Origin of the sequence: Sorangium sp. So ce128, assembly GCF_051525245.1 — a bacterium.
In the GTDB taxonomy this organism is placed as follows: domain Bacteria; phylum Myxococcota_A; class Polyangia; order Polyangiales; family Polyangiaceae; genus Sorangium; species Sorangium cellulosum_B.
Genome location: NZ_CP150313.1, coordinates 9,232,146 through 9,253,294 on the forward strand (window position 1 = coordinate 9,232,146; position 21,149 = coordinate 9,253,294).

Genomic DNA, 21,149 nt, shown 5'->3' on the forward strand with positions numbered 1-21,149 from the left:
ATGAGGTGGCGGCCCGGGTCGTTCACGAGACGATCGGTCGGCTGCTCGGCCTATCGCGAGCACCAGAAGGCCGAGCGAGCTCGCGCCGGTAGTCGAGCTAGCGTCAACCCGCGGCGTAGGTCCGCGGTTCGCGGAGGATGTCCACCTTGCCGCCGCGCTCCTGGACCCAGCGCTCCTCCGCAGCGATGATGGCATCGCGGCGGAGCTCGAAAAAGTCCTCCAACTCGCTGGCGAGCAGCGCGGCGTGCGCGTTGGCGCCGATGAGGTGACTGCGCCGGATGCCCTCCGGGCAGTCGGGCCGAAGCAACGCGGCTCGCAGGCTCGGCAGCGCCTCGGACGGGCACACGACGCGGTTCGCGGGGGAGCGCAGCGCGACCTTGAGGCGCCTGTCCGTGGCCACTCTCTTGCGCAGCGACGCCGGAAGCCCTTCTGCGCCGTCGGCCAGCAGCATGCCGAGATTGTCGGTGCCGCGCGCGACCATCACGCCGGGATTTGCAAAGGGCTTGTCTCCTGCGTCCCGCGGGCCCTGCGCGGCGAGCACTAGCGCTGTGCCACGGCTCCGCGCCCAGGCCATGGAGAACACCCAGCACTCGTTCACCTTCGGTCGCTTCTCGTCCCTCGCCCGCGGCGGGTCGGCGTCGGGAAGTCCAAGGCGATTCGCCAGGGCACGCCAGTCAGCACGAATCATGTGCGTCGGCGCGCCGCCGAACCGTGCGTCGAGGCACACCTCGGCAGCCCACGCCGTCAGCTTCTTCTGCTGCTCTGGCGTGAGCGCACCTCCCGCGTGGTCCAGCGCGCGCGCCACGAAGACGAGCACCTGCTCGTACGGCAACGCCCCTGGGCCAGCGATCCCGAGCCCGTCACCGAGCAATTGAACCGCGCCCAGAACACGCTCGCCAGCGGTCTCGACGAGCGATGGCGTCACCTGGATCTTCTTCGCCAGCTCTTCCGGGTTGACTTCGGTCGGTTCCAACTTCGAGACGACCGCTATGACCTTGTGGAGAGCATCTTCCTCCAGGCTTCCCCAGCCGTGCGGGTTCAGCTCCTCTCGGGTCCTGTTGATGTGATCGCGCAGGTCGAAGCCCTTGCTCCAGGCGAGCACGCGGGTCATGTCAGCGTCGCCCATCGGAGTTCCGCCGCTGTTGACCCGCTTGAAAGTCAGGGTCACGACAGAGATGTCGTCCGTCACCAGTGGCACTACCGGGATGAGATAATCCGTGAACGCAGATCGCAGCGCCCTTGCTCGGTTGGTTTGCTCGCGCGACAGCTTGTTGCGACCCCGCCACTCGTCGTAGGCATTGTCATCAAGGAGCACGCTGAGAGGCAACAGGGGCCGCTTGTCAAATAGGAAGGTTCCCTGAGAAGGAATCTCTTCGTATAGGAAGTTGCTTGGATCGTCGCCGTTGCTGTCGAGATCAAACATGATGCTCCACGGTGTGCCGTCAGGGGCATTCCTGTTCGACCCCGTCAGCTCCGGCGGAGTCAGGCCGTCACTCGTCCAGAAGCTCGGTGCCAGCGCTGCATAGAGGGTCGTCATCCGCTGCCGGCCGTCCAGTAGATACTGCGAGGCGGGCGTCCGTGGTTGCGGAAGAGAATAGGGGCCGATGGGGTCCTCAGATTTCAATGCGTGCGACGTGCGCCACACCATGAGAGCGCCGGTCGGCAGTCCCATCCGCACGGAGCTGCAGAGCGCTAGTCGTTGACGTCCATCCCACTCAAAGTCTCGCTGAAACGGCGGGATACAGAGAGAGCCCCGGTGTAGCTCTTCCAGGATGACAGGGAGCCGCTCGACGCTCGGGTTGCGGAGATAGGATTGTGCCATCAGACTCTCTCCACGATCTTCGAGAGGAGTGGGGCGATCTCTCCGCTGCTGTCCCCCAGCGCCCTGTGAGCGCCGTAGAAGTCATCAGAGAAGCCCGCCCCGAAGCCGTCCTCCAGGGCGGCTCGCTGAAAGCCGTCGAGCTTGGCCCAGATCGCGGGGGCGTTACGCTCATTTCCCTTGTAGAGCCGCCCGTGCTTCATGTCGAAATGGGCGATGACGTCTGCGTGCTTCTGTTGTTCGAGCTCGCGGAGGGCAATGGCAGCCAGCAGGTGACGCCGCGCGCTACCCGCGTTCCCCGTCCCCACCGTCAACTGGTCTCGACCCGCGAGGTGGGTAGTTTGCAGGAACAGCTCGTGAGCCCGCGCGCCGAGCCTCTTCATCGCCCAGCCGAGCACCGCGCCTGGCGGGGCGTAGTTCTCGGCAGCTCGGCGCGCAAGGACCCTCCCGAAATGCACACCAGGCCGATGATACCGCGCGCCCAGGGCCATTAGCGCGTTGCCGATGGCGACCGCGGGGGCGTCCGGCTGCCCGGGTAAACGCGCGTCGCTGTCGCACAGGTAGATCGTGCGAAAGACCTCGCGCGGCGTTGGGTGGGTCGCGGCATCGAGCGCCCGCACCTCCAGCTCCTTGATCCCGCCGGCCGTCTCGAACACCAGCCACCCCGCCTGCTCCGCCTCCACGAGCGCCTTGTGGGTCGCCGCGTCGGCGAAGGCGAGCAGGAAGGCACGGTCATACCGGCCGTTCTCCAAGAAGACGCGGAGCGGCCGGCCGAGCAAGTTGAGCGCCTCGCTCGGTGTAAGCACGACGGGCTCCTGGTCGAACCGATGGGGGCCGGTCGGGACCACACGCACCTGCTCGGAGGCGGCCCCCGTCGTGGACCGTCGCAGGCTGTCTTTCCACACATTCTTGATCTGATCCTCCAGGTTGGGGGGCAGCGTCTCCGCCCACGCATCCCACACCCCCTGTGTCTGGGGCAACACTCGGTGGCGCCCTGCCCAGCCGAGCGCGCATATGGCGAGAATGGCCAGCTCCTCGCACGGCTGCGCCGTCAGGAGGGCATCGTCGAGCTCAACCTCCATGGCTGCGAGGCTTCTCGGCGCCGCCGAGGGGCTTAGAGCTGCTCGCAGTTGCATCGCGACCGGACCTACGGGCCTGGATCAGATCGCGCTCCATCGCGCCCATGGTCGCGAACGCCTGTTCGAGCCGCGGCGTGGTGGGCCGGCCCGTCTCGTCGAGCGGGATGCTCTCGATGGTCGCCAAGCCGTCCGCGCTCGTCTCGACCCAGAACAGCCGCACGGCCCCGGCGAGCGGCTTCAAGGCCGCTGTGAGCGCAGCGACGAGGAACAGCTCGGAGTGCGTCTCCAGTACCACGGACGCGCTCGGCTGCTCGCTGAGCACCTCGACGATCAGCTCCGCGAGCCCCTTCTGCAGCCGAGGATGGAGGTGCCCTTCCGGCTCCTCCACGCACAGCGTCCCGCCCGCCCGGCGCAGGTGGGCGAGGGCGACGACGACGGGGAACACCTGCTGGAGCCCCTCGCCGGCATCGGGGAAAGGAATCTGGATCGCCGCGCCTTGGAGGGGGTCGAGAACCAGGCGCCGCAACTCCGAGCCCAGCGACGCCACCGTCACGCGGTGCCGCGTGTGCTTCTCGAACCAGCGCGAGACCTCCGCGCGCAGGTGCTCGTCGGCGAGCAGCAGCGCGGCTGCGCCCTCGCCGTTGCCCGTGAGGAAGCCCGGCGCGCCGACCGCTGTGCCCTCGCGCGCGGGCGCCTTTCGCGTGGCCGAGAGCCACACGACCCCTTCGAGCGCGCCGATCAAGCCGTCACGGCAGCCATCCACCAGCGGATGCGTGCCCGGACGCGGGATGATCCCGTCGAACTGGAGCCGCTGCGCCCCGTTCGTTCCAGTGTACTCGACATCCTTCGGGTCCGGCGCCTCGAGATCGGCGCGCACGAAGACGACAGGCTCGGCTCCCTGCGAGACGGCGACCTCTTGGATGACCGCCAGCCCTCGGGGCAGCCACCGGAACGTCCACTTCCAGCTCGTCCCATCCGAGAGGCCTAGGCCGAGCACCACGTCGTCGTCCTCCCCGCTCGGGACGCCGCCCCGCCACTGCACCTCACGGAACGCCGCTCGCCGCACCGGATCGCCCAGCGCCAGCCCTGCCCTGCCCGGCGTGCGACTCTCCGCCAGGACCGGCAACGCCCGCAGGAGCGCGCTCTTGCCCGCGTTGTTCTCGCCGTAGAACAGGGTGAGCCGCCCGAGCGACCATTGCTGGGCGTCCCGGAAGCCGCGGTAGCGGGCCACCTCGACGGACTGGATCTGCGGGGCCACAGTCGGTCGGTACCACGATCGCACCGCGGATGTCACGGGGGGCTGTGTCGATACCGACGCGGTGGCGGGACGCGATGGGCGGGCGGCGGGCAGTGGAGGCTCGGCGTTGGGAGCGGCGATCAGATCGCGCTACGGCCCTCGAACGAACCGACCGACCGCCACCGAACAAGCGGCTGCAGCCGACCGCGCTTCGCGCGGCGGCTGAGCTGCGGACCGTTGGGCCGGCGGAGTGCAGGGACGCAGGCACGATCCCGAAACAGGCGGCAGCGCATCGGAAGGGCCCGGCAACGCGGTGGCGAGCGAAGGAGAATCCCTCGGCGCTGCGCCGCCGGGTCAGGCGCCGACCCCGAGCGGTGATGCCACCAGCCCTTCACCGCAGGCGACGTAGCGGCGGAGGGCGCACCGTTGGGCCACACCGGAGCCGCCATCGGCTGTGAAGCAGGCGGAAACTACGAAAATCGCTACTGTTTCCAGCGACCGCTCGCTATCGCCCCGTTTTTCTGGCGGAAACTCTCTTTCTCAACACCTCGGACAGCCAGAAGCGCGACGGTCCAGCGCTCTCCTTCGAAGCTAATCGGCGACGGATGACCCCGCCGCCCAGGGCGCGAGCGCGAGCTGAACATCGAGGTTGTCGACCTCGCGGAGCGCGTCGCACCGTCCCGGGTGGAGACCGAGACGCTCGCACGCGGAGAGGAGCGCGACGTGAACCGCCCAGGTAATCTGCGGCGGCTCGGCGAGCAACGGGAGGAGCGCCTCGACCTCGGCGTGCGCGCCGAGCTTCGCGAGCGCGTCGACAGCGCCGCACCGGACCGGCTCGCGCTCGTCGCTGCGCGCCAGCGCGAGCAGCCGGGGGATGGCCTCCTCCTTGAGCGCATGAGCGACGTACGTGTTCAGGGTCTCGAGGGCATGCGTGCCAGTCGTCCCGAGCTCGCCGAGGTGCTCCCAGGCGGGCCCCGCGAGGGCCCGGTTCGCAGAGAGCTCGCCGAGCCAGTACATCGCGCTCTTCCTGACGTGAAAGGCAGGATCGCGGGTGAGCCCGAGGAGGGCCTCCTGCTCATCCCACCCCGCGAGGAGCGACGCGGATCGCTCGCGGATCCAGGGATCCGGATGCCCCGCCAGGAACGCCGCCGCTGCGCCGCGCTCCGCCGCAACTCCCGCTGCTCGGAAGCGGTCCGCGAACCGATGCTTCCTCTCCGCCCAGCAGCCGTCGAGATCGGCATAGAGCGCGAGGAGCTCGGCCATCTCGAGATCTGCCCCCGATCCGTGATCGCCGCCGGGCGAGGAGATCCGGCCGCGCGCGGCGGGATCGTCCGCCTCCGACGCGTCCTCGTCTCCCAGAACGCCAAGGAGATGCCGGACCGGCTCCATCCACGCGAGGAGAAACCGCCGCTCGGCCGGCCCGGCGCGCTCGAGCGCCCACCGGAACCTCCCCTCGCGGATCTCGAAAGCGCAGGCGGCCGCCGCGGCGCGCACCCGCTCGTCAGGGTGCCCGCAAAGCGCGGCGACCGCATCGAGGCAGCGCCGGCTCGGGTAATAGTGGAGCGTCTCCAGCGCAGCGACGGCGACGTCGACCGCGGGATCCGCGGCGGCGCGCAGGAGCGGCGCCTCCGCCGCGACGGGCTCGTCCCATACCAGCGCGTCGGCGGCGACCTTGCGGATACCCGCGTCGGGGTGCCCGAGGGCGGCGATCATCAGCGCCTGGAAGCGCGGCTCCGAGAAGCCGAGCGCGAGGGCCTGTATGGCTTCCTTGTGAAGCGGGTGCGCGGGATCCCGGGCAACCGGCTCGACGAGGTCCGCCTCGGCGCGCTCCATGAAGAGCAGCGCGTGACGGCGAAGCACGATGTCGCCCTCCGCCCAGGCGGCCCTGAGCCAGGCGCCGCCCGGCGGATTCCCGGCGCCCCGCAGGATCGCGCCCGCAGCCTCGCGCGCCGCCTCGGGCAGCTCGCGTGCCTCCACGATGCGCATGAGCCGCGCCGCCGCGCGGGGGTCCTCGACGCGCGCCAGGGTCGTCGCGATCTCGTCCCGCTCGGCCTCGGGGAGCTCGGGCAGCACCAGCCAGCCGAGGAGCCGATCGGTCCACGACCGGTCCTCGGCGCGCTGGATCTCGTCGTGGGGAATGGCCTGGAAGCTCTCGCGGCGATCGTTCACGGTGACGCCCGCGATCCTATCAGCTGGCGAGGCGCTCACCGAGCGGCGGATACGTGCGCCGGTATCGAGCAGGAAGAGGCGGGTCGAGGGGCGGATCGGCTCGGCCGGGAGAGGCCCGCCGTCGTTGCCGGAGGTCGAGGGCTGGTTGCGCTGCGCCCCAGCAGCGTTTACCGGCGGGCGCGCCGGTCAGCCGTGAACGCGGCAGGGACCTGCTCGACGGGAACGGCCGGAGGTCGCATCAGGGGAGCGGCCCCCACAGCGTGCCGCAAACACCACCCGTATAGTTGATGCGGTCCACGTATCCATACCCCGTGACTGGTGTGTCGGGACACTGGTATCGATTCGTGCCGATCGAGGTCGGGCTCTGGGACGACGGCGAGCCGGTACCCCAACCCGTCCCCACGGGCGTGCTGCACCGGACCCTCGCCGGCGAGCAGAATCCCTGGCCACTGCTCGTGACGCACTGGACCCCCGTCGCGACCTTGTCGCTGGGGCAATCGGTCGTCCAGACGTGGTTCGTCGTGGACGATGGACCGGGCGTACAGTAGCTCCGGAACTGGGAGCGAGACGAATTGCTCTCCCAGCGGGTCGCGAAGCTCCCGCTCGCGCATCGCCCCCTCACTTGCCCGGCGTCTTCGCCGCCTTCTGCCGCCGCACCATCTCCGCAATCCAGACCGGCGCGAACGGCGGCGTGCAGCCCGGCGACGCCGGGTAGTCCTTGAGCACCTCGAGCCGCTCGCCGATGGCCACTGCGCGGGCGCGCAACCCGGGGTTGTGGATGCCGATCTCGGCGAGGCAGTGGTTCATCGACCACTGCTTCGGGCCCGGCGCCGTCTTCATCTCCGCCTCGATCTGGTCGAGCAGCGCGGAGAGGTCGAGGCCGGCTGGGCTCTTCACGACGCGATCCGTCGTCAGGCTCCAGCCGGCGCGCCCGACCAGCTCGCTCGCGGAGTCCTTCCAGCGGACACGCAGCTCCTCGACGTGCCGCGACGCCTTGACCACGTTGACGATGAACCAGTCGAGGAGCTTGGGATAGCCGATCTCCCGGACCATCGCGTCCAGCTCGTCCGCCGAGAACGTCTTTGGCTTGAACACGAGCGTCGCCAGGAGGCGGGCGTCGGGGTCCCCGGTGCGCCACAGCTCGCCGGCCAGGGCGTGGTCCGTCTTCAGCTGCTTCGCGAGCGCGCGGAGCTGGGTGAGGTTCACGCCGTGGGCGTCTCCGGCGCGGGCGTTGACCTCGCGCATCTTCTCGTTGCTCAGCGCGGCGAGCTCCCGCATGACGTTGGTGAGGTTCATGGTCTGGAGCTAGCCGTACCCGCGGGCGCCGTCCAGCGCCGCGACGCCGCCTCGAGCGGCGACGCGGATTGGTTGTTGAACCAGCGTCGTTGTTCCAGGAGGGCCTGGCATGCCCTCGCGCGGCAGACCAAGCCCGATGACCAAACCGGTAATTCGTTCATTCGCAGCATGCGGAGACTCCTAACGCGGTGCAGCCGGCCATGTCGATAGCCAAACTTTTCGGAGCCGTGACGGCTGTGGAGTGAAGGCGGCCCCTTCGGTGCACGGTCGTGCACGGCGCGCGAGAGGCCGCGACCGATCCCGGGCTGTGACACGGAACAACATCGCCGCCAAGGGCATCACGGGTTGCAGGCGTCCCCCAGCAACAACGAGAATCCATTGCGCCTGATAGCCTTCACGTCACGGTATGTCTCGATCGCCGCCTCCGCCGTCAGCACGCCTGCCCCCATCGCGATCACCGCGGAGGGCGGCAGCCCAGCCAGGACGAGGCCGACGATCGGGATGGATCCCACTTGAACGTTCCTCAGGAACTTCACGACGAACGAGTCCTGCGATCTCTGAATTTCTCTCCGCAGCGCCTCGACTGCGGGCCTGATCCTGACGCTCAGCACGTGCTCGACCCTCTTGGGAAAGAGCTGGTCGTACGGCGATTCATCAATCTCTGCCGCCAGCGACAACATGGCGCTCCGGAACGAAAGGAGATGTTCGGATAGCCTCTCTCGAGCCTCGAGGACATGCTCGAAGCTCTCGAACCGAAAGCTGGGCAGGTACTCCTCGACGGCGCGTATCGCGAGCGAGCCGGCCTTGATCTGCAGCTCCCTGCGGAAGTCGACGAACTCCTTTCGAGCGCTGATGCGAGCGAGCTTCCGCTGGAGCAGCCGCGCCATGCCTGGATCGTCGGTGACCGGAATGAGCCCGTATCGCTCCGCCGTCAAGAAAGCATGATTCAGCAGGATGGAGGACGCGAGGACGGGCGTCACCATCTTGACGCCGTAAAAGCTGTCCCCGGGGAACAGCTCTCCCCTCCGATCGCCGGAGCGACCGTATCCTGCTCGCCGGTGAAGGTCACGACGGATGGAATCCACGTCTCCCCCCTCGCCGATCAGCGGGAGCAGGGACTCCATCTTCTTGGCCGCTATGAACACGGGCTCGTGGGTGGTCGCACTCGCGAGCGACACGAACCCGGGGTCGTCGAGGTCGGACGTGAGGAGCCGTACGAAATCTGGATGCCGGTGCATCTGTGGGGGCACGCAGTGAAGGACGAGCGCCTCCTTGAGCGGCAACACAGCCTGATCGAACACGGACAGACGATCCAGAAATTTTTGGTCGTCCTGGCTGCAACCAGGCTCGCCAAAACGTTGGAACACGCGCTGTTGTCTGGACAGGGTACTACCCGGGTGGATGACGAATAGCTCGTCAAAGTAAAGCACGGCCTGAAACAGGAACGAGTGGGACGGAGTGGCGCCGGGGTAGTAGAGCGCGCACCACCGCTTCGATCTCCGCTCTGTCGCTTCCTCGATCAGCTTGCGGCGAGCGAGCTCTTCGTAGATGCGCGCCCGACCCACGAACAGGCGGTCATCCAAACCACTGATCCCATACCCCTCGTCCACATGAAGGGTCAGGCTCAAGGCCTCTGGCCAAGCGTCCTTCAGGTATTCAACGAGAAGATCGACCTCCATGGGCGTGAGCCTGCCGGGCGACTCCTGCGTGTAGACCGGCTCGCGCCTCGGCTGCTCTCGGACGGGCTTGGCCCTCCCCTCCTGCGGCGCTGGATCGGCAGCCGTGCCCGGGGGTTCGCTCGCTCGCTGGCGAGAGCGCGCCAGCCTCTTGACAACCTCTCGTATCCCCTTGACGACATCGACCCATGCGTCGTCGTGGTTGGGCCAGCTGGCGACTGGCGCTCGGTTGGATGGAAGCCCCTGAAAACACGCGAGCGAAGTGATTTCCCAGTCGGCGGCGCGAACGAGGATGGGGATGATCTCCGCTGGCCTTGGCGCGGAATGCGCCAGCTCCAGCGCGCGCTCGGCGAGCCGCATGCAGGCAGGTGAAGCGAGGAAATCCGCGCTGATCAGCAGGAGGACGATGTCGGCTTCATCGAGCCTCGCCCCGATCTCGACCTCTCGGTCGGCGCCGGGATCGAGCCGGCGTTCACTCCATGTGCGGACGACACCTCTCGATTCCAGGGCGGCGAGGTGGTTCTCGAGGCAGCGCGCGAAGGCGTCGTCTACCGGGGCAAAGGCCACGAAGAGCTGGATGGGGCGTGACGTTGCCAGCGCTCCGTCGACAAGGCCCTCCGAGTCCTCAGGTGTGACCAATGGTACCACCGCCACCGCCTTCGGCACGCCCCTATAACCCGGCTTCGTCCCGCGGACCTCGACGCGCGTCCCGACCGAGACCCAGGCGAAGCCCCACTCACGGGGGAGAGACGTACCTCCAAACCGCACCCGCCCGCCCTCGTCGAGCTCGATCCATCCGAGGGCGTCGGTGACGTTGAACTCCACGATGGTCCCTAGCTGTCCGCGCATCGCGACCAAGTCTACTATCAGCCCGCAGGCGGACCGGCTGAATTTCGGACGTTCCAGGAGGGCTGCACCACTCCGGGTGAGCGGCCGCTGTGTCAACACTGCACTGGCGCCGGGAGTCGCCTCGTCCGTTCCGGAGATCGGCGTGCCGAGTTGCTACGCGCGGGCACGGTGCCACGCTCGCCAGGCGACGGCGGAGCTCCTCCGACGTGTCCGGTTGCGCGGCCACGATCGGCTACGCGCCCATCTGGTCCGACGGCGCCATGCAGAAGGCCGCCTGAATCGGCGCGAGCGCCGTGCGTCCGCGCTGGGCGAGCTCCGCCCTGTATCAGCAACTCATCCATGCCTCGTGGGGGCCGCGTTCACTCCACGACCTGCGGGCGCCGGGGGAGAGCGTGGCGTGTCGGCGAGCCCCCGCGGGTTTGGATTTCCTGGCCCACAACCCGCGCATTGGATCGCGGAAGGCAGGGGCGCTCGCGTCGCGGCGCCGGCAGATCGCCGCGAGCAGCAATACCACAACCTATCATTCACACTGAAAGCGCAGGCCAGCTCGAGGAACTAGCCGACATCCTCAGCAGAGTGGCGTACGCTACTTCAGCACCCGCGCTGCGCGGGGGGGGCATCGGGGTCAGTATGCATTCAATGCACGATCGCCAGCGGCCAGCGCACCGCCAGGTCAGCGGCTTGCTCATCGGCGGAATCGTCCTTTTCGGATGCGGAAGCACGGTCCACGACGAGGACACCCACCCTTCTTCCGGAGGCACAGGTCACTCGGAAGGCACCGGAGCGACAGGCGGCGGAACATCGAGCGGCGGAACGGGCGGCAGCGGCGGCCTTGGGAACGACGCAGGGAACACGACCGCCGCCGCGGGGAACTCGGGCGGCAGCGGAGGGACGTCGGGCGGAGCAACCGGCGAAGGCGGAGGGACGTCAGGCGGAGCCACGGGCGAAGGCGGAGTGGGGTCGGGCGGAGCCACGGGCGAAGGCGGAACGCCGGGCGGCGGAGGAGCAGGCGGCGCGCCGGACGACAGACCCAAGATCTGTCCTGATGGTTCGTTCGATCATGACGGCGACCCAAGCAATCCCTGCAAGGCGTGGTCGCGATGCCCCCCGGGTCAGTACATCGCGAAGGAAGGCACCGACACCAGCGACCGCCAGTGCGTGATCTGCGGCGATGGTACCTTTTCGACGATGCAGAACGTGCGCGCGTGCACGCCCTTCACGGATTGCGCGCCCAGTACATATGTGAGCCACGCCGGATCCACGACGGCCGATCAGCGGTGCAGCGCCTGCCCGAGCGCGAGCCAACCCGCGGCAGGAAGTCAGTGCCTTCCGGCAGGAGCCTGCCTCTTCTCGGGCGCTTGCGAGCCCGGCACCGTGGAAGTCGCAGCCGCGAGCGGAGCCACACCGGCGGAATGTGAGGCCTGCAACGCCGGCGATTACTGCGCAGGCGGGCTCACCCCCCAGGTGCGTTGCGACAACGGCACCTGGGATCACGACGGTGATCCTGCCACGTGCTGCTCCCCGTGGGCCACGTGTGCTGCCGGCACGTACGTCTCGCGCGCAGCCAGCGCGGCCACGGATCGAGAGTGCGCGAGCTGCCCGTCTGGCAGCTTCAGCCTGTCCTCCAACATGGACAAGTGTTCGCCGTGGACGGGTTGCGCGCCGGCTTCGAGTTCATGGCCACAGGGCGGTGTGGCGACCCCCGGAACAGCAACCGCCGATGCCGTATGCGCCGACCCTTATCACAAATTCGGTTCGGAGGGCTTGTACGCGGCCTTTGCCGTGGCGGTCGACGGCGGCGGCAACGTTTACGTCGCGGGGAACACCCACGGCGCGCTCGGAGCGGACGGCGGTGAATCGAACGCCTTCGTCCGCAAGCTCGATGCGCATGGAGCCGTTGTGTGGACTCAGCGGTTTGGGACATCGAGCGACGACCACGCCAAGGGCGTGGCGGTCGACGGCAGCGGCAACGTCTACGTGGCTGGAACCACGGGGGGCGGGCTCGAAGGTGCCAGCGGAGGCTTTGGCGACGCGTTCGTGCGGAAGCTCGACTCGAGCGGCGCGACGCTGTGGACACGGCAGCTTGCCACGTGGCGCTCGGAGTCGGCAAACGCCTTGGCTGTCGATGGCCAAGGAAATGTTTATGTTGTCGGAACCAGCTACGGCGGCGGCCAGAACACGGGTGAGGCGTTCGTGACCAAGATCGACACGAACGGCGCGCCGGCGTGGACTCAGCTGTTTGGTGGGCCGGACGAGGACGAAGCCATGGCCGTAGCGGTCGACGGCAGCGGCAACGCCTACGTCGGCGGGTACACCTCCGGTGGCGTCGTCCCAGACTCGGACCGAGGACAGCGGGACGCCTTCGTGCGCAAGCTCGACTCGAGCGGCGCGACGTCATGGACTCGGCAGTTCGGCTCCACGGAGAACGACTTCGTCTTCGCCGCGCGCGTGGACGGCAGCGGGAACCTCTACGTCGCGGGGAGCACCGCCGGCGAGGTCGGCGGCCCGAGCGAGGGATCCCCGGACGCCTTCGTGCGCAAGTTCGACGCAGGCGGCGCGACGACATGGACTCACCAGGCCGGCAATGCGTCCTACGACTACGGCTTTGCCCTGGCAATAGACGGCAAGAACGACGTCTACCTCGTGGGATCCACGAGCAGCGGCGAAGAGGACGTCTACGTGCGCAAGCTCGACGCGAGCGGCGCAGCGCAATGGACCAAGGAGATCGGGACGCCGCGCAGCGACACGGCGCTCGCCGCGGCCGCAGACGCCGACGGCAATCTGTACGTCGCCGGGTACACCGGCGTGTTCTTTACCACGTCGGACGCCTTCGTCCTGCACGTGCCCGCCGAATGACCCTGCGCCATCTGCCCGGCGGGCTGCCGGGAACACGCGGAGCGTCTTTGGCGGCGCAACTCTCCGAGCCCGTGGCGCCGGACTCTCCGGTCGCGGCGCGGTCTGCCGGCGTCAGCTGCGCGACGTCCGGGCGCGCCGATGCGCCCCACGCGCCCGCCTCCCGCCGCGCCGCCCGCGCGGTGCGGGCGCGCTCGCCCACGACGAATGGGCGGCCCACGGAGGCGCATTCCGCGGTGTAGTCGTAGCAGCACTGGCCATCTCGAAGGACGCCCTCGCCGACTTCGTATGCTCCGCAGCAGGAGCGCAGCCCGCGTCAAAGGCTCATGCCCACACCCACGCGGAGCCGCATGGCCACCGCGGGGCCGACCTCGCCCTCGTCGCTGCCCGCGCGTTGCTGCTTGAAGACGTACGTCTGCGCCGCCGCCTCGACGCCGAGGTAGAAGCCCTCCGGCAGATCGATGTTCACCCCTGTATCGACGCCGAACGCCCCTGCCAGGCCATGGCGGTCGGGCGCGCGCCCGGCGGTCTCGAACCGCTGCCTCATGACGGCGAGGCCGACGTTCAGCCCGACGCCGAGGCTGATCACGGGAAGGTCCCAGGAGCGGGACAGGCGCACGTCCAGGCCGAGCTCATCATCGCTCGCCGTGAGGTGCTCGTTCTGGAAGGCGCTGCGGCACGCGCTGAGCCGGGGCGCGACGCCGAGGTGCTGGAGCTCGATCCCGTACCCGACGAAGCCGCCGTGACAGAGCGAATCCCCGGGGACAAGGGGCGTCCTGAGCTGATAACCCGCCACCGGCCCGTGCGCGACCTCGCGGACGCCGCCGCCCTTGCGCACGAGCCGGGCGAACATGACGCGGCTCAATCGCTCGTCGCCGACATCCATCGTCTGCCCGGCCCCGGCGTCGACGCTCCCCTCCAGGAGAAAGTCGGGGCCTCGCCCCCGCACGAAGTAACGGCCAGGGCGCAGGCTGACGGTCCGCGTCGCGTCGCTCGCCCCCACCTCGGCCACCACCGCGCCCTCGCTGGAGTCTCGCATCACGAGGTAGGCCCTGCCGGCAGGAAATCGGAGCACGCCCCGGAGCGACGCATGGACCGGCAGCTCGGTCAGGACGAGCTTGCCCTGGCCGCGGAGGTCGTAGCGGAAGGTGGGGTGTTGCGCCCCGGCCCACGTGCGGCTCGTGGCGCGCAGGGTGCTCTCGTACGCGTGGCGGTACGCCTCCTCGAGGGAGACGGCGCCGTCTCGATCCGCGTCGGCCGTCCCGAGCAACCCCGAGACGAGCGCGTGGGTGAAGAACGACCCTTTGAGCTCATCGGACTCCTGAGCGTCCTCGTTTCCGGAGCTCGACGTGAGCGTCACCATCCCTTGCCCGGCGAGCCGCTGATCGAGCTTGATGACGAAGGGGGGCGCGCTCGTGCCGCCCTTGACGCGCGTCAGCGCCCCGGACCGGCACGAGTCGACGATCAAGAGCCGCGCCGAGGCCGCCGAGCCGCGGACGAGCTGCTCGAACTCCGTCAGCGAGAGCGGCGTCGGCCCGAGGTGAAGCGCGTTCGCGTCGGCGTGGCCGGAGTAATAGACGAGGTAGAGGACATCGGTGTCCGGGCTCGAGATGGCCGCGCGGACACGGTCGTTCATCGTGATGAGCGTGCGCCGGACCGTCTCCGCGCCCTCGCTCCGCAGGAGCACCAGGTTCGCCGGGGGAAAGCCGCCGAGGTCCTTGAGCACGTCGTACATCTTCGACGCGTCGTCCTCCGCGTACCGGAGCTCGACCTCGCCCTTCTCTCCGGCGTTGTTGCCGATGAGCACCGCGAAGCGCTCGATGCGCGCCTCGGCCGGGGCCGCCGCGGCGGCGGCGGCCAGGCCGCACGCCGCGGCGGCGAGCGCCGCTCTGCGACGGCGGATCACGGCGACGCCGCGACCTTCTCCGCCGTGAGCGCGTCGACGTCGCAGCCCGGCGGGGCGGGCGGCGCGTCGGGGTGCGCCGCGAGCGCGGCCCGGAGCGGCTCGACCGCGATCGCCTCCGAGCAGAACAGCCCGAAGATCCGCTCGGTGCCGAGCGTGCCGTCGAGCACCGTGCTCTGGGGGAGGAGGACCTCCCGGCCCGGCTCGATCCGCGCCGCGACAGGACCGCTCGGGTAATAGACGCTCGCCTGGGAGGCCCCGTCGACGCTCAGGATCACGAGATATCGCGCTTCCGCGCTGGAGTACGTGAACTGGATCGCGTCGCCTGGATGGAGCCTCTCGCCGGCGCCGCCGGGCAGGACGCTCCCGCCGCGCTTGACGTAGAAGCCGATGTGCTCCGCTCCCTTGATGCGCTCTCCGGGGATCTCCGCGTCTCGCCCCTCCGGCGCGGCGTGGAAGCGGAAGAAGAAGAGCGCCGCCGCCGCCGCGGCGAGCGCGCTCGCCGCCGCGGGCGCCAGCCATCGGCGCGGCGGGCGGACCTTCGCCACGGCGCGGCGCTCCGAGATGGTGGCGCCGCGGGCGAGCCGCAGGGGCGGCGCTGACGCCGCGAACGAGGCCCGCGCCGCCTCCATCTCGGAGCGCCGCGCCGAGCACCGCGAACAGCCAGCCACGTGCGCGCTCGCCTCCTGCGCCGCGGCCGCGTCGAGCTGGCCCGCCATGAGCTCGTCGAGCTTCAGCTCCGAGAGGCACCCTTCGGGTCGCGTCATGGACTCGAACTCCCTTCTCTCATCCGGTCGGAGAGCGTGGCCTTCAGCCGCTCCAGCAGATTGCCGACGTGCCGGCGGGAGCAGCCCATCACGCGCGCGATCTCCTCGTGGGTCATCTCATCGGAGTAATAGTGGACGGCGACCTGCGCGAGGTCGCCCGGGAGCTGCGCGAGGAGCTCCCGCGTGAGGAGGGCGTTCTCGGCGGACGCCGCCGCGCTCTCTTGCTGCAGGGGTGCAACGTGGGTGTCGAGGAGCCGCAGCCGGTTCTTGTGATCGCGGATGCGGTTCAGGCACGCGTGCGTGGTGGCGCCGTAGAGCCAGCCCACCATCGGGCCCTTGCCGTCGAGCTGCCCGGGCTCGCCGAGCAGGGAGGCGAAGACATCCTGGAGGATCTCCCGCGCCTCCTGCTCGTTCCCGAGGAGCCGCCGCGCCCGGCGCAGCACGAGGTGCCCATGCTGCCGGTAAGCCGCCTCGATCAGCGACACCAGCGCCTCGCGATCCTCCACGTCCGAGCGTGTACCACGATCAGTGCCAGTCGGGGTACGTCAAATCCGCGGAGGGCGCCATTCGGACGGTGAGCGACGTGCTCGACCCGCCGGCGGAGGGACGGATCTTGACCTTCACGTCATAGCCGGCGCAGGCGTTGTGCTCCGCCTCCGTCGTCGCCGCGGCGTCGCAGGCGTCGAAGGCCGCTTGCAGCTCTGCGTCCACGTCGCCTTCGCGGCTGACCACATCCATGACATGGAATCCGGGGGAGAGCTGTCCTCCGAAGAGGTTCGACCAGAAGCCGCCTTCGGCCATCTCGCTCTCGACGTACACGATCACATGATCCTCGTCGACGCCGAGCGAGGTGCCCTCCCCGGCCGAGGCCTCGTCGAGCGCCGCTTCGACGGTGGCGATGCCGACCCGGGTGTCCACGAGGCCGAACTCGCTGAAATCGTTGAGCGCGCTCTCCTGCGGGGGCGCATGGATCGACAGCGTGAAGCTCGCGGGAAAGCTCCCGGTCACCGCGGTCTGGACGGGGTAGTTTTCGACATCGCCCTGGGTGTTCCAGACCAGCACGGCGTCGACCGGCCCCGCAGGCGCGACGTCGAGCTCATTGACGATCGTCCCCTCGACCGTCAGCAGAGCCTCGCCCGGATACTCGGAGCCCACCTGAGGGTCGCCGCACGCGGCGAGCAGGAGCGGAAGAGCAAAAGAGAGCATCGAACGAAAGTTCATGACATTTCTCCTTGAAAAAAAGAACAACGAGCCATGGTGAACGAGCAAACCAGCCATCCGCGAGAGGACGCCGCGCGCAGCGCGCGCCGTCACCGCCGTGGTGCGGTCGCGCCGCCGACGGAGCTCTCCTGGAGGCACGGCGGGACGCCCGCCGTTCGGTGCAGCGCGGCGCCCCAGAGGGGGACCCGCCTTCGCTGGCCCCTTCGACCTGGAGAGACCGCAGGGGTCCCGGTTTGGGCACGGGTCGATGTCGATTGTTGGTCATGCAGCTTTACCGGAAAATTACCGCACCACCATCCGATCGAACCAGCTCGGGCCGATGACGCTCGAGTCGCGCAACGATGGCTCAAGCTGCTGGCCGCGCGCCGCGCGCATCTCCTCCTCCACCCCGTGAACGCCGGCGCCCGGCGCGCCCGAGGCGCGTGGCGCATCGGTTGCTATTCGACGTCGCCAGCAGGCGCTCGAACGCAGACGGCGAGGCCGCGTGGAGGTTCCCGACCCACGCACGTCTGGCCGGAATCCTCCGGCCCATGCCCGCCCGACGACGCCCTGCCGACACCACAGACAAAGGAGCCTTGCTGTCATGAACAAGATCGCCGTGCTGTTCGGAGGCTGTGTTGCGCTCGCGTCGATCGCGGCGGCCTCTCCCGCCCAGGCTGGCTGGACCGGCTACGTTTCGGAAGAAGACGCCCCCGCCTACTGTCCCGGCCCCGAGGCCGCCACCGGCTTCGCGTGCTGGGGGGATTACTGCGACGAGGTCGCGCTGCACTGCAATGGATTGCCCTCCTGGAGCTCTCTGGACATCTCCACCAGGTACTGGACGAGCTACTTCTCCGAGGAGGGGGACAGCGATCTCGGCGAGATCGTGTGTTCGGACGGCCCGAGCGGCGGCAGCTGCGAAGCGTTCGAGCTCGGCGACAACGTGCGCTACTGCTTCGGTGGCCGCGGGAGCAAGGGCATCGTGACGGGCATCGATTGCGCGGACAGCAACTGCGACGAGATCTCGCTGGAGTGCACCAAACCTGCGGTTGGGCGCCTCACGAGCTGCTCCTGGTCGGACTGGCTGTCGGAGGAGGAGTGGTACGTACACTTCGGCACGAACCGGTTCATCACGGCGGTGGAGTGCAGCGGCGACTACTGCGACAACAAGCGGTTCTACGTCTGCTCGCTCGTCCAGTAGCGGCCCGGGCGCCGCGGCGCTCGCCGCGGGGTCGGCCCGGCGCCTCGTGCGTCGCGGGGCGCCGAGTTGTGATACTGCTCGTCTCCCGGGGGGAGAAGGAAAGCACCATGTCGGAGTCGAAGCTCGCCGCGCCGCAGATGGTCATCGACAGCCGTATGCTCTATTCGAGCTGGGTCCCAGCGGATCCGACCGCCGCCGCGGCGCTCCTGCCGGACGGGATCAGGCCGGCGGAGAACAAGGCCATCTACATGAACCAGTACGTGGTCGACAAACCGGAGCAGACCTCCGGCTTCGGCGCCTATTCGCTCACCTACCTGGGGCTGGATCTCGCGGATCACACGACGCCCGACGGCGCGAGCCCGGCCCGGTTCTTCACGCACTACGTCAACTCCTCCGAGACGGTGCGCCGGTATGTGCGCGAGCGCGGCGTGCCGGCGTCGCCCGGGGCGACGACGCTCGAGCTGCACGGCAGAGAGCTCGTGGCGACCACCTCGGTCGACGGCGTGCCCATCATCCGGACCACGGCGCTCGTCGGCAACAAGATCGGCGTGGTCGCGCGCGGCCACCTCGCCTACGTGACGAAGGTCGACGGACGGCTCGTCGCCGGCAACTACCCCTATATCGCGGACATGGCCGACCCGTACGAGCTCCTCGCCGTCGAGTTCCTCGCGAAGGATCACCCGGTGTACGCGCTGCGGCCCGGGAGCCCGATCCAGGTGGTGAAGAGCGCCTCGTGGTACTCGCCCCGCAGCTCCTTCGTGTATCCGGGCGGAGAGCGGGACCTCTTCTGAAGGCCCCTCCCCCGGCCGCCCTTCGCTCCGGCGCGGCGCTCGCCGCGGCCGGCGCGGCAGCGCGTGCCGGGAGCTGAAGCATCCCCCTCGAATCTTCCGGGAATATTCACGGGGAGACGGGGAGACGGGGAGTATTTTTTTAAACTCCCTGTCTCTCCGCTTCCCTGTTCCATATTCCGCTACAATGCCGACCCAATGAGATGATTCGTCAGTACCAGGAGTTCACCGGGACGCCAGGAGAGCCAGGATTTTCTCTCGCTGGTGTCCTTGCGCCGGATGGCTCGACTTCACGTCGTCCGACCCGCTTCGTCCGAGCGCCAGAGCGCCGTCCCCTGTAAGCCCGCCGCCGCCATGGCAGGGCGAGCTGCCCTGTACCCATCCTGCCCGCGCCGGCGAGCGCGCGCGCACCCACACCGAAGGACAGGCGGCCAGGGTGGATTGGATGGGATCTCGCCAGAGCGCGCGGTCGCGAAGGAGGGAAGGCTGGAAGACCCACGAGCGCTTGGTCCTCGTTCGTCGCGCCGCGGGCGGCGACGGAGACACGCGCGGCCCCGTCGTGCACAACGCGGGTGCGGGTACGTCGGTTGCTCCGAGCCCGTCCGCGGCCGGAGCCGGCCGCTCGTACAAGGGAGAGAACGAATGAATCGACTGATTCGACTCGGAGCACTCTCGGCCTTCCTGTCGCTCGTCCTCTGGGGCGGCAAGGACGTGGCGGCCGCTCCGATCCCTGCCGCGCTGAGCAGCAAGCAACTCAAGGACCTGACGACCGCGGACGAAGGCACCACGTGCCAGTCGCTCACGCCGAACCTCGTGCTCACCAGGCAGGATACCTGCGAGTTCGTCGGGCTCCTGTGGTCCACGGTCGGGCAGGCGTGCACCGTCGTGAGGGACAAGTGCCTGGCCGAGGGCCAGCAGCCGCCGGCGCGAGCGGACGAGGCGGCCACGGCGAGCTGTCTGCCGCCGGCCGAGGCGCGCGTCGGCTGCACCGCGACGGTGGCCGAGTACGAGGCGTGCATGCTGGCGAACGCCGAGAAGGTCCGAGCGCTCAGCTGCGATTCCACGACGAGCGCGCTCGAGGCCCCCGTCGCGGCGTGTGACCTCATCGCGCAGAAATGCCCCGATCTCGGCAACACCGGCGAAGGCCAGGGCCAGGGCGAAGACCAGCCCTGACGCCGCCGCAAGGCGCGCCCCGCAGGACCCTGCCCGCCTCGATCCGGCCGCGAGGCGCGCCGCGGCTACAGCGCTGCGCTGCCGATCTGCTGGATCGTCGCCTCCACCCGCAGCCGCTCTCGCTGCTCCGGTGACGACTGGATGAGCTCGTTCAGCTTGCTGTAGATGACATAGAGCTTTCCGTCCCGGAGCACGCCGGTGGTCGGATAGACGTCGCCGAGCCGCTGGACCGCGCGCAACCTCGCGGTGCTCCAGCCGTCCTCGCTCGACAGCGAGAACGCGGCGTTCGACGCGACGCCAGCGGCCTGGTTCGCGACGACCACGAGATCTTTTTTCCCCACCAGGGTCAGCCCGTCGCCGCCCACGAACCGCTCGGCGACATCGACCCTGGCGAACCGCGAGGGGTTCGCGAGGGGCACCTTGAACAAGCTGCCATCGCTCTTCTTGACGACCAGCAAATAGCCATCGGGGTGGACGACCACCCCGTTGAGGTTGATCCCATCGCCGGCGAATTGCTCGTCCCGCAGGAAGACGGCCGCGTTTCCCTGCGGATCGACCTTGTAGATGGTCGGCGAGAAGCTGTCGGTGACGTAGGCGTTGCCGGCCGAGTCCAGGGCGATGCCGTTCACGAGGTGAGCGCCGGGGGACAGCGGCGCGAGATCCACGTAGTGGATGGCCTTGCCCGTGGAGAGATCGTAGACGCCCACGGCGGCCAGGTTCTTCGGCCCCGCGGCAGATGGCTTGATGCTCGCGCCGAGATCGGAGCTCACCGCCCAGAGCCGCCCCCGCTCGACGTCCACGGCGATGCCGAGCACCGAGCAGAGGCGTGGGTCGTCGACGACACGGGAGACGCCGCCATCGCCGTCCACCGCGTAGATCGCGCCCTCCCTGAACGAGCTCACGAGGAATTTGCCTCGGCTGCCGTCGAATTCGATCGTCTCCGGATACAGCGCCGGCCTGTGGACGGTGATGGGCTGTCCCGTGCGCTCCAGGGTGACGACCTCCGCGCGCGCGCAGCCGGCGGCCGTCAGCCCCATCGTCGCGACCGCGCACAGAGCCCGGGCGGTCAACCCCGCACGCGCCGAGCGCGCAGCCGTGCGCCACGCGCTCGGCGTCCTCTTCATGATCGACATGTCAGC

At 69.1% G+C, this 21,149-nt stretch carries 16 protein-coding genes; 5 read left to right on the plus strand and 11 right to left on the minus strand.

What is annotated here, in order from left to right; translation table 11 throughout:
* Nucleotides 1-103 precede the first annotated feature (103 nt).
* From WME82_RS35090 to WME82_RS35105, 4 genes are all read right to left on the minus strand, one after another.
* Nucleotides 104-1,822, minus strand: coding sequence for a DUF262 domain-containing protein (locus WME82_RS35090; RefSeq protein ID WP_438038859.1), 1,719 nt, complete (start codon nt 1,820-1,822; stop codon nt 104-106).
* Nucleotides 1,822-2,901: a hypothetical protein gene (locus WME82_RS35095; RefSeq protein ID WP_438038860.1), complete on the minus strand. Its 1,080-nt coding sequence runs from the start codon at nt 2,899-2,901 to the stop codon at nt 1,822-1,824. Before WME82_RS35095 ends, WME82_RS35090 begins: the two co-directional genes overlap by 1 nt.
* Nucleotides 2,891-4,156 (minus strand): AAA family ATPase, encoded by a 1,266-nt coding sequence (locus tag WME82_RS35100; RefSeq protein ID WP_438038861.1) that lies wholly within the window; start codon nt 4,154-4,156, stop codon nt 2,891-2,893. The genes WME82_RS35095 and WME82_RS35100 overlap by 11 nt, the downstream gene beginning before the upstream one ends.
* A gap of 570 nt (nt 4,157-4,726) precedes the next feature.
* Entirely contained in the window at nt 4,727-6,304 is a 1,578-nt protein-coding gene (locus WME82_RS35105) for a hypothetical protein (RefSeq protein ID WP_438038862.1), read from the minus strand.
* 311 nt (nt 6,305-6,615) lie between these two features.
* Between WME82_RS35105 and WME82_RS35110 the strand changes: the two genes are divergently transcribed.
* Nucleotides 6,616-6,852, plus strand: a complete 237-nt coding sequence (locus WME82_RS35110) for a hypothetical protein (RefSeq protein ID WP_438038863.1) — start codon at nt 6,616-6,618, stop codon at nt 6,850-6,852.
* A 70-nt stretch (nt 6,853-6,922) separates the two neighbouring features.
* Here WME82_RS35110 and WME82_RS35115 read toward each other — a convergent pair whose 3' ends face one another.
* Nucleotides 6,923-7,600 carry a DNA alkylation repair protein gene (locus WME82_RS35115; protein ID WP_437740857.1) on the minus strand — a complete coding sequence of 226 codons (678 nt, stop codon included), beginning with the start codon at nt 7,598-7,600 and terminating at the stop codon, nt 6,923-6,925.
* Between the two features lie 338 nt (nt 7,601-7,938).
* The gene (locus WME82_RS35120) at nt 7,939-10,101 is read right to left on the minus strand and encodes a toll/interleukin-1 receptor domain-containing protein (protein WP_438038864.1); all 2,163 of its coding nucleotides are present in this window, start codon (nt 10,099-10,101) and stop codon (nt 7,939-7,941) included.
* Between the two features lie 1,788 nt (nt 10,102-11,889).
* Between WME82_RS35120 and WME82_RS35125 the strand changes: the two genes are divergently transcribed.
* A complete protein-coding gene (locus WME82_RS35125; RefSeq protein WP_438038865.1) occupies nt 11,890-12,981 on the plus strand; it encodes an SBBP repeat-containing protein in 1,092 nt (363 codons plus the stop codon).
* A 313-nt stretch (nt 12,982-13,294) separates the two neighbouring features.
* Here the strand turns inward: WME82_RS35125 and WME82_RS35130 are convergent, their stop codons facing one another.
* Genes WME82_RS35130 through WME82_RS35145 form a run of 4 tightly spaced genes read right to left on the minus strand, consistent with a single transcriptional unit; the run spans nt 13,295 to nt 16,869 of the window.
* Nucleotides 13,295-14,884 carry a caspase family protein gene (locus tag WME82_RS35130; protein WP_437852135.1) on the minus strand — a complete coding sequence of 530 codons (1,590 nt, stop codon included), beginning with the start codon at nt 14,882-14,884 and terminating at the stop codon, nt 13,295-13,297.
* A complete protein-coding gene (locus WME82_RS35135) occupies nt 14,881-15,648 on the minus strand; it encodes a DUF4384 domain-containing protein (RefSeq protein ID WP_438038866.1) in 768 nt (255 codons plus the stop codon). The genes WME82_RS35130 and WME82_RS35135 overlap by 4 nt, the downstream gene beginning before the upstream one ends.
* On the minus strand, nt 15,645-16,154 hold the full coding sequence (locus tag WME82_RS35140) for an RNA polymerase sigma factor (RefSeq protein ID WP_157907086.1): 510 nt from the start codon (nt 16,152-16,154) through the stop codon (nt 15,645-15,647). Before WME82_RS35140 ends, WME82_RS35135 begins: the two co-directional genes overlap by 4 nt.
* Before the next feature lie 19 nt (nt 16,155-16,173).
* On the minus strand, nt 16,174-16,869 hold the full coding sequence (locus WME82_RS35145; RefSeq protein WP_438038867.1) for a hypothetical protein: 696 nt from the start codon (nt 16,867-16,869) through the stop codon (nt 16,174-16,176).
* A 583-nt stretch (nt 16,870-17,452) separates the two neighbouring features.
* Between WME82_RS35145 and WME82_RS35150 the strand changes: the two genes are divergently transcribed.
* The 3 genes from WME82_RS35150 (at nt 17,453) to WME82_RS35160 (ending at nt 20,010) form a co-directional block, all read left to right on the plus strand.
* Nucleotides 17,453-18,049, plus strand: a complete 597-nt coding sequence (locus tag WME82_RS35150) for a hypothetical protein (protein WP_438038868.1) — start codon at nt 17,453-17,455, stop codon at nt 18,047-18,049.
* Between the two features lie 107 nt (nt 18,050-18,156).
* Nucleotides 18,157-18,840: a hypothetical protein gene (locus WME82_RS35155; RefSeq protein ID WP_438038869.1), complete on the plus strand. Its 684-nt coding sequence runs from the start codon at nt 18,157-18,159 to the stop codon at nt 18,838-18,840.
* Nucleotides 18,841-19,479: 639 nt separating this feature from the next.
* Nucleotides 19,480-20,010 carry a hypothetical protein gene (locus WME82_RS35160; RefSeq protein WP_438038870.1) on the plus strand — a complete coding sequence of 177 codons (531 nt, stop codon included), beginning with the start codon at nt 19,480-19,482 and terminating at the stop codon, nt 20,008-20,010.
* A 65-nt stretch (nt 20,011-20,075) separates the two neighbouring features.
* Here WME82_RS35160 and WME82_RS35165 read toward each other — a convergent pair whose 3' ends face one another.
* Nucleotides 20,076-21,143, minus strand: coding sequence for a hypothetical protein (locus WME82_RS35165; RefSeq protein WP_437912472.1), 1,068 nt, complete (start codon nt 21,141-21,143; stop codon nt 20,076-20,078).
* Nucleotides 21,144-21,149 lie beyond the last annotated feature (6 nt).